Source organism: Amnibacterium kyonggiense (genome assembly GCF_004364555.1).
Classification (GTDB): Bacteria; Actinomycetota; Actinomycetes; order Actinomycetales; family Microbacteriaceae; genus Amnibacterium; species Amnibacterium kyonggiense.
In genome coordinates, this window is record NZ_SOAM01000002.1 from 199,595 (window position 1) to 213,567 (window position 13,973).

The following is a 13,973-nucleotide window of genomic DNA, read 5'->3' on the forward strand; positions in this document are numbered from 1 at the left end:
CGGTTCCGGAGGGTCAGGCCAGGACGTCGCGCGTGGTGAAGCGCCCGTACGCGAGCGCGCCGAACACCACGACGTACCCGAGCTGCAGGAGCGCGTTCGTCCCGAACGTGCTCCAGAGCGGCGGGTCGCGCAGCAGATCGACGAGCCCCAGCCAGGAGTCGGACAGCAGGAACGGGTGCAGCGCCTCGAGCTGCGGCAGTTGGTCGAGCACCTGGCTCGTGACCGCGAGCACCACGGTCGCGGCCATCGCGCCGACCGGCACGTCGGTCAGGGTCGACACGAACAGCCCGACGGCGGTGAGCCCGAGCATGGCGACGCCGACGTAGGCCGCCATCGCCAGCAGCCGGAGCAGCCCCTCGCCGACCGGGACCTGGTCGCCCGAGAGGAGGGTGACCGGCCCGACCGGGAACAGGGCGAGGCCCGTCAGCGTGCCGGCGACGACGACGGCGAGCGGTGCGGCGAAGCAGAAGACCGCGGCGCCGAGGAACTTCACGACGAGCAGCCGCGGGCGGCCCGCCGGGGCGACGAGCAGATAGCGCAGGGTGCCCTGCGAGGCCTCCCCGGCGATCGTGTCGCCCGCGACCACGCCGATCGTGAGCGGCAGGAAGAGCGGGATCGCGAGGACGAGGGAGGCGACCCCGACGAACAGGCCGTTGCCCGCGATCTGGCTGAGGAACGACGGCCCGCGGCCGCTGTCGGGGCCGGACGCGATCCTGATCGCGACGCCGACGAGGACCGGGACGGCGGCGAGGGCGATCAGCATCGCCCAGGTCCGCTTGCGCCGGAAGAGCACGGTGATCTCGGACGCGAGGAGCGACAGGCCGAGGCGGCGGCGGTCAGGACTCGACATCGAAGCCCTCACCCGTCAGCGCGACGAAGCGGTCCTCGAGGCTCGCTTCGGCGAGCCGCACGCCGCGCACGCGGACGCCCGCGGCGACGAGGGCGGCGACGAGGTCCTCCACCGGACGGCCCTGGAGCGGTGCGACGACCTCCTGGCCGGAGAGCGAGGGGGTGAGCCCGGCGCCGGTCAGGGCCGCGAGCGCCTGCTCGGCGTCCGGCGTGCGGAGGTGCAGGCGGTCGTCACCCGCCGCGCCCCGCAGCTCGTCGAGCGTGCCCTGCGCGACGAGCCGCCCGGTCCGCATGACCGCGGCGTGCGTGCACATCTGCTCGATCTCGCTCAGCAGGTGGCTGGACACGAACACGGTCGTCCCGCCCTCCGCCAGCCCGCGCACGAGCGTCCGCACCTCCCGCGTCCCCTGGGGGTCGAGCCCGTTCGTGGGCTCGTCGAGCACGAGCAGGTCCCGCGGTCGCAGCAGCGCGTTCGCGATGCCGAGCCGCTGCTTCATCCCGAGCGAGTACGCCTTGACGCGCTTGCCGGCAGCGGCGCCGAGCCCGACGCGGTCGAGCGCCTCGCCGATGCGCCGCCGCCGCGTGCGCGGGTCCGCGAGCGGGTCGGCGGAGTCGAGCCGCGCGAGGTTCGCCGCGCCGGAGAGGTACCCGGCGAAGCCCGGGCCCTCGACGAGGGCGCCGACCCGGGGGAGCACCCCGGCGGCACCGTCGGGCATCGGGCTCCCGAGTACCGCGGCGGTTCCCGCGGTCGGGCTCACGAGGCCGAGCAGCATGCGGATCGTCGTGGTCTTGCCCGACCCGTTCGGACCGAGGAACCCGAAGACGCTGCCGTCCGGCACCGCGAGCGCGACGTCGGCGACGGCGTCGTGCCCGCGGAATCGCTTGCTCAGGCCGTCGGTCTCGATCGCGAGGCCGGTGCTCACCCCGCGGCGGACTCGAGCGCGGCCACCGGCACGGCGCCGGCGAGCACCCGCCCGTCGTCCGTGAGCAGCACGTTCACGAGCGCGGTCTTCAGCACCCGACCGCCCGCGACGGGCTCCGTCAGCCGGCGGACCGTGGGGTTCGACGCGAGGTCGGACGGCACGTCGGCGGCCGGGAGGGTGACGACGGTCGCCCAGCCGCTGCCGCTGACGACCGGCTTCGCGGGCAGGGCGCGGTGGTCGCGGGTCGCGCGGTCGGGCGCGGTGATCGTCTTCTCGGTCACCTTCGCGTCGGCGGGCGGCGTGAACGCGAAGGTCGACGCGGCGGGGACGGCGTAGGAGATGTCCGTGAACCCGGTCTCGAACGCCGGCGACGAGGCGCCGCGGGCGATCACCTGGACGTCGAGCGGCAGGCCCGTCTTCGCGTCGACGGCGATCCGGACCGAGCCGACCGTGGTGGCGGCCGTGCGCGGCCGGAGCACGAGCGTGTAGGCGTCGCGGCCGGCGATCGACTGCGCCGTGTCGACGGTCACGGCGGTGGAGGGGCGGACCTCGGCGAGCAGGCGGGACGCGAGCTCCGCGGGCGACGTGGTCGTGGGGTCGGCGTCCGGTCGAGCGGTCCCCGTGGCGGTGACCTTCGTCGCGCTGTTCGTCTTCGAGTTCCAGACCCAGACGGTCCGGCCGTTCCGGATGACGTCGCGCTCCGCGGAGGGGTCGAGGACCGCGACGCGCTCCTTCGTCGCCCCGGCGACGGAGACCTTGGCGGTGTGGTCGCCCGTGATCAGCTCGAGCGCGGAGGCGGTCGAGGAGTCCGTACCCGCGCCGACGGTCGGGATGGAGCCCAGGCCGAGGTCGGAGGTCTGCTTGATCGTGCCGGAGAAGCCCTCGACGTCCTTCGCCTTCGCGACGAGCTCGAGCACCTGCTGCGCCGACCTCGTCGGCAGCTCGGGCGGCGTCGCGGCGGCGACGAGCGGGACGGCGACGACGCCGGCGACCACCACGGGGGCGACCGCCGCCGGGAGCCAGCGGAGGAGACGGTGCTGCATCGTCCGAGGGTACGTCCGCGCGCGCGGACCGGCGCGTGTCGGACGCGAGTTCATACCGGGGGATGAGGAAGCCGTCATCCCGGGGGACTACGCGGCGCGGTCCCGCGTGAAGAGGCCCTGCGCGCGGTGCCGGACGGCGGCGCGGAACAGCTCGAGGTCGGGGGAGGGCATCGGGTCGACGAGCACCTCGAGCACCAGCCCGAGCGCGGCGTCGGAGCGCCCCTGCTCGTGGAGCGCGAGCGCGAGGAAGGTGCGGAGCGACCGGGAGCCGGGGAACTCGTCGAGCCCCGTCTCGAGCGCCTCGACGGCCTCCTGGAACCGGCCGGCGCGACGCAGCGCGTCGCCGAGCTTCAGGAAGCAGCGGCGCAGCGCGGTGCCGTCGAGCCCCGCGAGCGCGGCGCGGTAGCCGTCGATCGCGCGGTCGAGGTCGCCGGCCTCGTCGTACGCCTCCGCGACCGCCTCCAGGGCGCCCGGGTGGCCGGGCCAGCGCTCGAGGAGCGCGTCGAACCCGGCCTCCGCGGGGGAGCGGCCCTGCTCGCGATCGGCGTGGCAGGCCTCCAGCGCGTCGAGGAGTGCGGGTTCGATGCTCATGCAACCAGTGTGAACCCGATGCGCACTCGTCCGCGACGCCGCGCGGGACCGGCAGCGGCCGTCACACGGCGTCGCCTCGGATCGGCCCGTCCTAGGCTTGGCCTCCGGCCCCGGTCCGTCACCTCTCGAAGGCAGTCATGGCTCGCACCTACTCATCCATCACCGAGGCGTTCGGCAGGACGCCGCTCGTCCGCCTCAACCGGCTGACCGAGGGCATCGACGCCACGGTCTACGCGAAGCTCGAGTTCTACAACCCTTCCTCGTCCGTGAAGGACCGGCTGGCGATCGCCATCGTCGACGCCGCCGAGCGGTCCGGGACGCTGCAGCCCGGCGGCACGATCGTCGAGGGCACGAGCGGCAACACGGGCATCGGCCTCGCGGCCGTGGGCGCGGCGCGCGGCTACAAGGTCGTCCTGACCATGCCGGAGTCGATGTCGGTCGAGCGCCGGAAGATCCTCCGCGCGTACGGCGCCGAGCTCGTCCTCACGCCGCCGTCGGAGGGGATGAAGGGCGCGGTCGCCCGCGCGGAGCAGATCGCCGCCGAGCGCCCGGGCGCCGTCCTCGCGAAGCAGTTCGAGAACGAGGCGAACCCCGCCATCCACTACGCCACCACGGGCCCGGAGATCTGGGAGGACACCGACGGCGCCGTCGACGTCTTCGTCGCCGGCGTCGGCACGGGCGGCACCATCACGGGCACCGGCCGCTACCTCAAGGAGCGGAAGCCGGGCGTCTCGATCGTCGCGGTGGAGCCGAAGGAGTCGCCGATCCTGAACGGCGGCGCCCCCGGCCCGCACAAGATCCAGGGCATCGGCCCGAACTTCGTCCCCGCGATCCTCGACCGCGACGTCATCGACGAGGTCGTCGACGTCGACATCACCGAGTCCGTCGCCACTGCTCGGCGGCTCGCGACGGAGGAGGGCATCCTCGCCGGCATCTCGTCGGGCTCCACGGTGTTCGCCGCCCTCGAGGTGGCACGCCGTCCGGAGAACGCGGGCAAGACGTTCGTCGTCGTCGTCGCCAGCTCCGGCGAGCGCTACCTCTCGACGGTGCTGTTCGAAGACCTGGACGTGTGAGCGTCCTCACCACCCTCGTCGAGGACGTCCGTGCCGCCCGGCAGCGGGACCCCGCCGCGAAGTCCGACCTCGAGGTCGTGCTGACCTACCCGGGGATGCACGCGATCTGGGCGCACCGGCTCCACCACCGGATGTGGCTGCGGGGGTGGCGGCTGCCGGCCCGGATCGTCTCGCAGCTCGTGCGGTCGTGGACCGGGGTGGAGATCCACCCCGGTGCCACGATCGGCCGCCGGTTCTTCATCGATCACGGCTCCGGCGTCGTGATCGGGGAGACGGCGGAGGTCGGCGACGACGTCACGCTCTTCCACGGGGTCACGCTCGGCGGCACCGTCTGGCGCGCGGAGAAGCGGCACCCGACGGTCGGCGACCGCGTCATCGTGGGCGCCGGCGCGACGCTGCTCGGTGCGATCCGCATCGGCGCGGACAGCGTGGTGGGCGCCGGAGCGGTCGTCCTCCACGACGCGCCCGCGCACTCGCTCCTCGTCGGCGTTCCCGCGACGGCCCGGCCGCGGTCCCCGCTCGACGCGACCGAGCACCACTGGGTGATCTGAGCCGGTCGGCTACTCCTTCACGGCGCCGGACGCGCTGTTGGTGATCCGGCGCTGGAAGACGACGAAGAGCACGGCCACCGGCACCGTCATCACGACCGCCGCGGCGAGGCGGACGGGGTACTGCGTGCCCGCACCGAGCTGCCCCGACGCGAGCGAGGCGACGCCCTTCGTGAGCGTGAACAGGTCCGGGTTCTGCGACGCGACGATGAAGTGCGACAGCTCGTTCCACGATCCCTGGAAGCTCAGGATGAAGATGGTCACGAGCGCGGGCCGCGCCATGGGCAGCACGACCGACCAGAACAGCCGGAGGGTCGAGGCGCCGTCGATGCGGGCCGCCTCCTCGACCGCCACGGGGATCGACTCGAAGAAGTTCTTCATGATGAAGACGCCGGCCGCGTCGGCGACGAGCGGGATGATCAGCCCCGAGTACGCGTCGTACATGCCGAGCTGGTTGAGCACGAGGAACTTCGGGATCAGGAGCACGACGCCCGGGACGGCCATCACGCCGATGATGCCGGCGAAGATCACGCCGCGACCGGGGAAGCGCAGCCGTGCCAGCGCGTAACCGGCCGCCGAGTCGAAGAGCACCCGGCCGAGCGTCACGACGATCGTCACGACGGCGGAGTTCGCGAACCACCGCGGGAAGGCGGAGTTGAAGAACACCGTCTCGTAGGCCTGCGCGGTCCAGGTCGTCGGGATCAGGCTCAGCGGGTCCGCGGTCGCCTCGGCGTCCGTCTTGAAGGACGTCGCGATGTTGATGAGGAACGGGTAGATGTACACGACCGCGAGCGCGATCAGGACCGCGTAGAGCAGAACCCGCCCGATCGGCGTTCGGCGGCGGCGCCCGGCGGGCGCGGACCGCGTCGACGGGGTCGCGGAGACCGGGGACGCCGTCGCGGTCGCTGTGGTGGAGGTCGTGGTGGTCATCAGAGGTCTCCTCCGCCGCCGCGTCGGTCAGCGACGCCGCCGGCGATCGCCGCGGCGGTGAGCGTGCGATCCGCGGTCCGGTACCGGCCGTCGTCGCCCGGGGTGAAGCCGTTCCGGCGCATGCGCCGCTTGGAGACGCCCCGCTCGCGCAGCACCCAGCGCTGGAAGAGGGTGAGCACGACGATGATCGCGAAGAGGACGAACGCGATCGCCGCCGCCTGACCCCACTGCTGGTTGATGAAGCCGGCCTGGTACGAGAGGTACGCCGGCGTCAGCGTCGTCTTCCCCGGGTCGCCCTTCGAGCCCGTGTAGACCTGGTCGAAGACCTGCCACGTGCCGATCAGCCCCAGCGTGAGCACGGTGAACAGGGTCGGCCGCAGCTGCGGCAGCGTGACGAGCCGGAAGCGCTGCCACGCGCTCGCGCCGTCGACCATCGCCGCCTCCTCCACCTCCTGCGACAGGTTCTGCAGCGCGGCGATGAAGAGCAGCATGAACGTGCCCGAGGTCGTGAACACGGCGAGCGAGATGATGATCAGCATCCCGACGGAGGGCCCCGCCAGCCAGTCCCACCAGGTGATGCCGAGGAAGCCGCCGTTCGCGAGGAACGCGGGCGGGCTCTGCACGCCGACCAGGCCGAGCAGGTCGTGCAGCACCCCGTCGGCGTCCGCCGGCCAGTTGGGGCCCTTGATCCCGATCAGGCCGAGCAGCGCGTTCACCGCGCCGCTCGGGTTGAACAGGAAGAACCACAGCACGGTGATGGCGACCGAGCTCGTCACGGACGGGAAGTAGAACGCGGTCCGGAAGAAGCCCCGGCCGCGGAGGATCCGCGTGTTCACGAGGGACGCGAGGGCCAGCGCGAGCACCGTCTGCAGCGGGACCACGAGCAGGACGTACCAGAGGTTGTTCCGGAGCGACGTGCCGAAATCCGACTCCGCCAGGCCGCCGCCGGACGTGATCGCGGCGTAGTTCTTCAGCCCGACGAAGTCGACCCCCGCCGAGAAGGGCGACCCGCGGCCACCCCAGTCGCTGACGCTGACCCAGAGCGCCATGAGGATCGGGACCACGAGGAAGACGACGAGGAGGATCACCGCGGGTGCGGTGAACAGGAGCCCCGCCGCGGTCTGCCCGCGGCGGATCCCCGCTCCGTGCGGCCGTCGGCCGCCCGTCCGGACGGTGGCGCTCGTCATCGTGTGCCTCCTCGTGGTCCCGGCGCCCGGTGTCAGCCCTGGAGGGCGGACAGGTTCTTCTGCGTGGTGGCGAGGAGCGAGCCGATGTCCGCGGTCTTCAGGCTCGCGAGCTTCGAGTTCAGGTCGGTGACCACGTCGGTCGAGCCGACCGCGGTGGGCACGCCCTTGGCGAAGGCGGCGCTGTCGATGAAGGCCGAGTAGTCGGGGTACTCCTGCTTCCAGCCGTCGGCGGCGGACTCGATGGAGGGCATCGGGCCGAACGCCTTCGCGAAGGCGAGCTGGTCGTCGCTCGAGGTGAGCTGCTCGACGAGCTTCACGGCTGCGGCCTGGTTCGGGCTGTCGGCGGCGATGCCCCAGCAGTTCGTGAACTGCAGCGTGCCCTTGCCGGCGGGGCCGGCGGGCAGCGGGACGACCTTGTAGTCGATGCCCGGGTAGTCGGACTTCATCGCACCGGTGATCCAGTTGCCCTCGATGGTCATCGCGGCGAGCTGCTTGCCGAAGGCCTCGCCGCCCCAGCCGGCGCCGACGTCCTTCGTGAACTTCCACCAGCCGCTCTTCAGGCCGTCCTGCACGTAGGTCAGCGCCTGCTTGTTCGCGGCGCTGTCCGCCGTGGCCTTCGTGCTGGTGTCGTTCATGAGGTTGCCGCCGGCCTCCGTCATGAAGGCGCCGAGGCGCTGGTACTCGTTGCTCGTGACGAGCCCGGTGACCTTGCCCTTCGTGAGCTTCTGCGCCACCGTCTTCAGCTGGTCCCAGGTGGTCGGTACGTCGGAGTCCTTCAGCCCGGCCGCGTCCCAGAGCTTCGTGTTGATCTCGAGCGCGAGCGTCGAGAAGTCCTTCGGGGCGCAGTAGAACTTGTTCTCGTAGGTGAAGCTCTTCACGAGGGCCGGGTAGTAGTCGCCCTTGTTCTTCAGCCGGTCGCCGTAGGCGAGCAGGCTGCCCTGCTTCGCGTAGTTCGCGAAGGTGTCCGCGCCGAGGTAGAAGACGTCGGCGGGCTTGCCGGACGCGAAGCCCTGGGAGAGCTGCTGGTTCAGGTCGCTCGCCGCCTGCACGGTCGCCTTCGTGCCGGAGGACTTCGACCAGTCCGCCACCTGCTGCTTCACGGCCGCGGTCTCGGCGTCGCCCGAGGAGCCGATGAGCACGGTCAGCGCGCCCTTGCCCGACGTGAGGCCGCCGGAGGCGGAGCCGGACGGCGAGGAGCCGCCGAAGCCGGAGCCGCACGCGGTGAGTGCCAGGACGCCCGCGGCGGCCACGAGGCCTGCTGCGAGTCGGGGGATGCGTCGTTGCATGGTGTGGTGCCTCTCGTGGTGGTGGTCAGCCCGCGGTGTCGGGCGACCCGGTCGGTGCGGGGATGCGCCCCCGCTGCGCGGATCCGCCGACGGCGTCGCGAACGACGACCGCCGCTGCGGCGGACCAGGCCTGGGGCCGGCACGCGGCCGGATAGGGGACGGGGGAGCCCGCCGCGGCGGGGTCGCCGCCGTGCAGCTCGGGCATCCGCCACGCGAACGCGCGCGCCGCGGCGAGCAGGCCGGTCGCGAGCCGCTCCGCCTCCGCCGGGAACCCGGCGCGCAGCAGCCCGTGGACCGCGATGGCGGTGTCGTGGGCCCAGACGCTGCCGCCGTGGTAGCTGAGGGGCCAGTAGCCGGCCGAGTCCGACGCCAGGGTGCGGAGCCCGAGCCCCGAGTCGAGGCGGGGGTCGACGAGCAGGGCGGCGACCCGGCGCTCGTCCTCCGCGTCGAGGATCCCGGTGCCGAGCAGGTGCCCGATGTTGCTCGTGAGCGAGTCGACGCGGTGGCCGTCGGCGTCGAGGGCGATGGCCGGGAAGCCGCCGTCCGCGCCGTCGACCCAGAAGGCGTCCCGGAACCGGGCCTTCAGCGCCGCGGCCCACGTCCGCCACTCGGCGGCCCCGTCCGGGTCGCCGAAGGCCTGCAGCAGCACGACCGCGGCGAGGGCCGCCTCGTGGGCGTAGCCCTGGACCTCGCAGAGGGCGATCGGCCCCGTCGCGAGGCGCCCGTCGTGCCACTGGACGCTGTCGCCGGAGTCCTTCCAGCCCTGGTTCGCGAGGCCGTGCCCGGACGCGTCGTGGTAGCTCAGGAAGCCGTCCGCGGGCACCGCGTCGCGCAGCCAGCCGAGCGCGGCGCGGAGCGCCGGCAGCAGCCCCGCGACCTCCTCGTCGCGCAGCCCCGCTCGCCAGGCGTCGTGGAGCAGCAGGATCCACAGCGGGGTCGCGTCGATCGTGCCGTAGTACCGGGGCGGGAGGACCGCCCCGTCGGACAGCGCGTTCTCGCCGCGGCGGAGCTCGTGGAGGACGCCGCCGGGGCGCTCGCCGCTCGCGTCGTCGGTCGTGGTGCCCTGCAGCGCGGCGAGCACCCGCAGGGTGCCGAGCGCGATCCGGGTGTCGAGCGGCAGCAGCATCCGGGCCGCCCAGATCGAGTCGCGGCCGAAGAGGGTGAGGAACCACGGGGCGCCGGCGGCGAGGAAGACCTCGCCCGGCGCGCTCGGGAGGACCAGCTGCAGGGCCTCGAGGTCGCCGAGCGCCCGCGTCGTCCACGCGTCGAGGTCCGGCACCCCGGTCGGGGCGGTCGCGAGCGCGATCGGCGCGGCGGGCGCCGCGACCACGGCGGCCGCATCCTGCGCGGTCACGGTCCAGGACGCGCTCGCCGTCCCGTGCGAATCCACGTGCGCGCGCCACTCGAGGAGGAGCGCGTCGCCGTCGCGCCGTGCTTCGAAGCCGTCCGTGCGCAGCTCGGCGGTCACCGAGCCGGCGCCCCAGGTCGCGCGGTCGCCGTCGACGGCCGGGACGGCGGGGTCCTGCGCGCCGCCGGCCTTCACGAGCGGCATCGGCGCGAGGTCGGACGCGATGCGTACCGCGATCACCGCGTCGACCGGCACGTCGCGGCCCGAGCGCACCGTCAGCACCTCGCGCATGCCGTCGGGGGAGACCGTCCGCACGCGGTCGAGCCGCACGCGCGGGTCGGCGCCCTGCTCGGCGTCGAGGCCCCGGAGCAGCGCCGTGAACGCGACCTCGGAGGCGGAGGACGGCGAGGTCCTGACGGGCTCGATCGTGCTGCCTTCGACCGCGACGTCGAGCCGGCTCACCACGCGCACGTCCGACACGAAGAGGCCGTCGACGGGTGCCGCCATCGTCCCGTCCGCACGGCTCCACGCCTGCGCCGGGGCGGCCAGCACGACCTCCGCGTCGTGCAGGAACGGTTGCCTCATCGCCACGCGGCGAGACTAGGCGCTGGAGTTTGATCGATCAAATGCTCGCCCGGCGATTCCCAGCCTCCTCTACGATTCGGACGGGGACTCCAGGTCCGAGGAGGAGCGCGTGCGACGTCTGCCGACCGTCAGCGACGTGGCCGAGGCGGCCCGCGTCTCGCGCCAGACCGTCTCGAACGTGCTGAACACCCCGGAGATCGTGCGCCCGGAGACCCGGGAGCGGGTCGAGGTCGCGATCCGCCGGCTCGGCTACCGGCCGCACGCGTCCGCGCGCCGGCTGCGGACGCGGGTGAGCGCGACGATCGGCGTGCGGCTCGACCCCGGTACCGACGGGATGTCCGGGGCGCTCCTCGACCGCTTCCTCCACTCGCTCGTCGAGCAGGCCGACGCGGCCGGCCTCCGGGTCCTCCTGTACACCGCGGCCGACGAGGACGCCGAGATCCGCACGGTCGAGCGCCTGCTCGACGGAGCGGACGTCGACGCCTTCGTCCTCACGTCCACGCACTACGGCGACCGCCGGATCCCGTGGCTCATCGAGCACGACGTCCGCTTCGTCACCTTCGGGCGGCCGTGGGGCGAGCACGACATGACCGACCGCTCGCACCGCTGGGTCGACGTCGACGGCAACGCCGGCCTGCGGGAGGCGACGACGTCGTTGCTCGCGCGGGGCCTCCGCCGGATCGCGTTCCTCGGCTGGCCGGAGGGGTCGGGCACCGGCGACGACCGGCGGGCCGGATGGCGGGCGGCCATGACCGAGGCCGGCACGGCGCCCGAGGTCCTCGACGAGCTCGACCTCGGCGTCGAGGAGGACCCGCACGACCTCGGCGTCGGCGGCAGCGCGGTCGCCGAGCTGGCACCTGCGGGCGTGGTCTGCGCGAGCGACTCGCTCGCCCTCGCCGCGCGGCTGGCGCTCGGACCGGACGTCCCCGTGATCGGCTACGACGACACCCCGGTGGCGAGGGCCCTCGGCTTCGCGAGCGTCGCGCAGCCGCTCGAGGGCGTGGCGCAGGCGGTGCTGGAGCTCCTCCGGTCCGACGAGGGCCCGCACCACCGGCTGCTCGCGCCGGCGCTGGTCGAGCGCTGAACCGGGCGTCGCCTACCGTTGCTGCGGTGACGATGTACTCGCCCGCCGCGGAGCGGGAGCGCCGGCGCACGCGCCGCGTCCGGCTCGTGGTCATCGGCGCGCTCGCCGTCGTGTTCGTCGGCGCCGCGCTGCTCTGGCCTCGGCCGACCCCGGGCGCCCTCACGGTGGCGACGGGGGAGCGGGTCGCCCCGGCGGGCGTGCTGCAGGGCGAGCTGAGCGCCGACCGCTCCGGCGAGCAGGTCTGCTACAGCGTCGCGACGAGCACCGGCACCGCGGTGCTCCGCTTCGTGCCCGGGTGGAGCGCCGATGAGCGGCTCGGCCTGCGCGACGCCGCCGGCGGCGTGGTCGCGCAGCCGGGCGACGTCGTGCGCGTCCTCGGTGACCCCGGCCCGGTCGGCTCGGTCGCGGGCTGCGCCGAGCGCGGCCGCACGTGGACGGTCACGAGCGTCCAGATCCGCTCCTGATCAGCGCTCCCGCGCCTTCCGGGTCGCGCGGTCGTTGGCCTTGCCGATCGCGTCGACCAGCTCGTCCTTCGTCATGGTCGAGCGGCCGTGGACGTCGAGCTCCCGGGCCACATCCAGCAGGTGCTCCTTGGACGCGTTCGCGTCCACGCCCCCCTTCGTCGGGTGCGCCCCCGGTCCGGACTGCGCCGCGCCCGCGTCCGACGGGCCCTGCTCGTCCTTCGGCTCCCAGTGGTCGCCGACCTTCTCGTACGAGTGCTTCAGCGCCGCGAACGCGGTGCGGTGCGCGCGCTCGCCGTCGCCGTACTGCTCCTCCGCCGAGTCGAGCGTGTCGCCGTAGATCGCCTGCGCGTGCTCGTCCGAGCGCTGCAGCGTGGACGGCAGATCCTTCTTCGCGGGCATGGGGTCCCTCCTCGATCGGCGCCGACGGTAGCGCTCAGCCCTGGGCGTCGCGCCAGGAGCGGCTGGGACTCCAGCCGAGCTCGCGGCGCGCCTTGTCGATGGACAGCAGGGTGCCCGTGCCCTCGACGGGACGCCGGAAGGGCACCCCCGGGAACTCGGCGGCGGCGAGCTCGGCGCTCGGCGTCCGCATGACTGTGTCCGCGTTCGCGATGATGTAGCGCTCGAAGCCGGGACCCCGCACCTCGAGCGCGAGGCGGATCGCGTCGGCGGCGTCGCGGGCGTCGATGTAGCCCCACGCGTTCCAGCGGCGCACGGCCGGGTCGTCCTGCCACGCCTCGAAGCCGGCGTAGTCCTCCTCGACCATCACGTTGGAGAAGCGCATCGCGGTGATCGACAGCGCCGGGTCCCAGCGGCAGAAGGTGAGCGCCATCTGCTCCTCGAGGAGCTTGCCCATCGAGTAGGTCGAGTTCGGCAGCGTCACCTCCTCGTCGACGGGGAAGTACTCGGGCGGCACCGTCATCGGCAGGCCCAGCAGCGTCTCGCTCGACGCGGTCACGATGCGCCGGACACCGGCCCGCCTGGCGGCCTGGAACACGTGGTGCGTCCCGAGCACGTTGTTCTCGAACGTCGCGACGTCCGGCCGGATGCCGGGGGCCGGGATCGCGGCGAGGTGGACGATCGCGTCGACGCCCTCGTGGAGGTCCTCCACCCCCGCGACCGCGTCGAGGACCTCGCCCGCGTCGGTGAGGTCGACCGGGACGCCCTCCCCGCGGCGGGCCGCCTTGTCGAACACGACGACGGTGTGGTCCGCGGCGCGGAGGGACTCGACGACGACCGCGCCGAGCTTGCCGCTGCCGCCGGTGACGATGATGCGCATGAGGGAGATGGTGCTCCACGCCGCCTCCGAGGAGCATGACGGCATGGACGTCGACCTCCGGACCGGGTGGACCGCGCAGCAGGTGCGGGACGCCGAGCGCCCCCTGCTCGACGCCGGCGAGCCGCTGATGGCGGTGGCCGCGGCGGGGCTCGCTCGGGAGGCGCGGCGCGTGCTCGAGGCCCGCGGCGCACGGGCGGGCCGCGTGCTCGTCCTCGTCGGGACCGGCAGCAACGGCGGCGACGCGCTGTACGCCGCGGCCGAGCTGGCCCGCGCCGGGAGCCCGGTCGTGGTGGCCCGGCTCGGGCGCCGTGCGCACGAGCCGGCCCTGCGGGCCGTCGAGCGGGCGGGCGCGCGCGTCCTGCCGCCGGACGCCATCGCGGGCGCGATCGCCGCGGAGGCGGCCCGGGCGGCGCTCGTCCTCGACGGGATCCTCGGGACCGGTGCGCGCGGCGGCCTCCGGTCGCCGGCCCGGCAGGTCGTCGCGCGACTGCTCGAGCAGGGCGGTCCGCGCGGGGCGGTCGTCGCGGTCGACCTGCCGAGCGGCGTCGACCCGGACACGGGCGCCGTCGCGGGGCCGTCGCTGCGCGCCGACGCGACCGTGACCTTCGGCGCGGTGAAGGCCGGGCTGCTGCGACCGCCGGGCCGCTCGCGCGCCGGGCGGCTGGTCCTCGTCGACATCGGGCTCGGGCCGCACCTCGCGGCGCCCGCGGTGCGAGCCCGTTGAGGCGCGCTCCCGGTCTCGGCGTTCGGCCAGGAACCGTTCAGGCCGTGGTGGGACGGTCGACG

15 protein-coding genes are annotated in these 13,973 nt (G+C 74.0%); 5 read left to right on the forward strand and 10 right to left on the reverse strand.

The annotated features are described in order from the left end of the window. Nucleotides 1-13 precede the first annotated feature (13 nt). The 4 genes from CLV52_RS09335 to CLV52_RS09350 form a co-directional block, all read right to left on the reverse strand. Nucleotides 14-850, reverse strand: coding sequence for an ABC transporter permease (locus tag CLV52_RS09335; RefSeq protein ID WP_133766092.1), 837 nt, complete (start codon nt 848-850; stop codon nt 14-16). Beyond that, complete coding sequence (locus CLV52_RS09340; RefSeq protein ID WP_211342666.1) at nt 837-1,772, reverse strand: ABC transporter ATP-binding protein; 936 nt, start codon at nt 1,770-1,772, stop codon at nt 837-839. Before CLV52_RS09340 ends, CLV52_RS09335 begins: the two co-directional genes overlap by 14 nt. Further along, nucleotides 1,769-2,815, reverse strand: a complete 1,047-nt coding sequence (locus tag CLV52_RS18690; protein ID WP_162850791.1) for a LolA family protein — start codon at nt 2,813-2,815, stop codon at nt 1,769-1,771. The genes CLV52_RS09340 and CLV52_RS18690 overlap by 4 nt, the downstream gene beginning before the upstream one ends. Nucleotides 2,816-2,902: 87 nt before the next feature. Then, nucleotides 2,903-3,406 carry a tetratricopeptide repeat protein gene (locus tag CLV52_RS09350; RefSeq protein WP_133766094.1) on the reverse strand — a complete coding sequence of 168 codons (504 nt, stop codon included), beginning with the start codon at nt 3,404-3,406 and terminating at the stop codon, nt 2,903-2,905. Nucleotides 3,407-3,543: 137 nt separating this feature from the next. Here CLV52_RS09350 and cysK point away from each other — a divergent pair, with 137 nt between their 5' ends. Next, entirely contained in the window at nt 3,544-4,479 is a 936-nt protein-coding gene (gene cysK / locus CLV52_RS09355; protein ID WP_133766095.1) for a cysteine synthase A, read from the forward strand. Then, nucleotides 4,476-5,030, forward strand: a complete 555-nt coding sequence (gene epsC / locus CLV52_RS09360) for a serine O-acetyltransferase EpsC (protein WP_133766096.1) — start codon at nt 4,476-4,478, stop codon at nt 5,028-5,030. The genes cysK and epsC overlap by 4 nt, the downstream gene beginning before the upstream one ends. Nucleotides 5,031-5,039: 9 nt before the next feature. On the opposite strand, the gene CLV52_RS09365 is transcribed toward epsC, so the two are convergent. From CLV52_RS09365 to CLV52_RS09380, 4 genes are read right to left on the reverse strand one after another with little or no spacing between them, the layout of a single operon-like run. Continuing rightward, the gene (locus CLV52_RS09365) at nt 5,040-5,957 is read right to left on the reverse strand and encodes a carbohydrate ABC transporter permease (RefSeq protein WP_133766097.1); all 918 of its coding nucleotides are present in this window, start codon (nt 5,955-5,957) and stop codon (nt 5,040-5,042) included. After that, nucleotides 5,957-7,144, reverse strand: a complete 1,188-nt coding sequence (locus CLV52_RS09370; protein ID WP_133766098.1) for a carbohydrate ABC transporter permease — start codon at nt 7,142-7,144, stop codon at nt 5,957-5,959. Before CLV52_RS09370 ends, CLV52_RS09365 begins: the two co-directional genes overlap by 1 nt. Nucleotides 7,145-7,176: 32 nt before the next feature. Then, on the reverse strand, nt 7,177-8,430 hold the full coding sequence (locus CLV52_RS09375) for a sugar ABC transporter substrate-binding protein (RefSeq protein ID WP_133766099.1): 1,254 nt from the start codon (nt 8,428-8,430) through the stop codon (nt 7,177-7,179). Nucleotides 8,431-8,455: 25 nt separating this feature from the next. Further along, nucleotides 8,456-10,363, reverse strand: a complete 1,908-nt coding sequence (locus tag CLV52_RS09380) for a glycogen debranching N-terminal domain-containing protein (protein WP_133766759.1) — start codon at nt 10,361-10,363, stop codon at nt 8,456-8,458. A 109-nt stretch (nt 10,364-10,472) separates the two neighbouring features. Here CLV52_RS09380 and CLV52_RS09385 point away from each other — a divergent pair, with 109 nt between their 5' ends. Next, nucleotides 10,473-11,447 (forward strand): LacI family DNA-binding transcriptional regulator, encoded by a 975-nt coding sequence (locus CLV52_RS09385; protein ID WP_133766100.1) that lies wholly within the window; start codon nt 10,473-10,475, stop codon nt 11,445-11,447. A 26-nt stretch (nt 11,448-11,473) separates the two neighbouring features. Continuing rightward, nucleotides 11,474-11,911: a hypothetical protein gene (locus tag CLV52_RS09390; RefSeq protein WP_133766101.1), complete on the forward strand. Its 438-nt coding sequence runs from the start codon at nt 11,474-11,476 to the stop codon at nt 11,909-11,911. Here CLV52_RS09390 and CLV52_RS09395 read toward each other — a convergent pair whose 3' ends face one another. Then, nucleotides 11,912-12,310: a ChaB family protein gene (locus tag CLV52_RS09395; RefSeq protein ID WP_133766102.1), complete on the reverse strand. Its 399-nt coding sequence runs from the start codon at nt 12,308-12,310 to the stop codon at nt 11,912-11,914. Nucleotides 12,311-12,344: 34 nt separating this feature from the next. After that, nucleotides 12,345-13,187 (reverse strand): NAD-dependent epimerase/dehydratase family protein, encoded by an 843-nt coding sequence (locus CLV52_RS09400; RefSeq protein WP_133766103.1) that lies wholly within the window; start codon nt 13,185-13,187, stop codon nt 12,345-12,347. Between CLV52_RS09400 and CLV52_RS09405 the strand changes: the two genes are divergently transcribed. Next, nucleotides 13,186-13,911 (forward strand): NAD(P)H-hydrate epimerase, encoded by a 726-nt coding sequence (locus CLV52_RS09405; RefSeq protein WP_246018054.1) that lies wholly within the window; start codon nt 13,186-13,188, stop codon nt 13,909-13,911. The two genes, CLV52_RS09400 and CLV52_RS09405, sit on opposite strands and share 2 nt — an antisense overlap. Nucleotides 13,912-13,973: the final 62 nt, after the last annotated feature.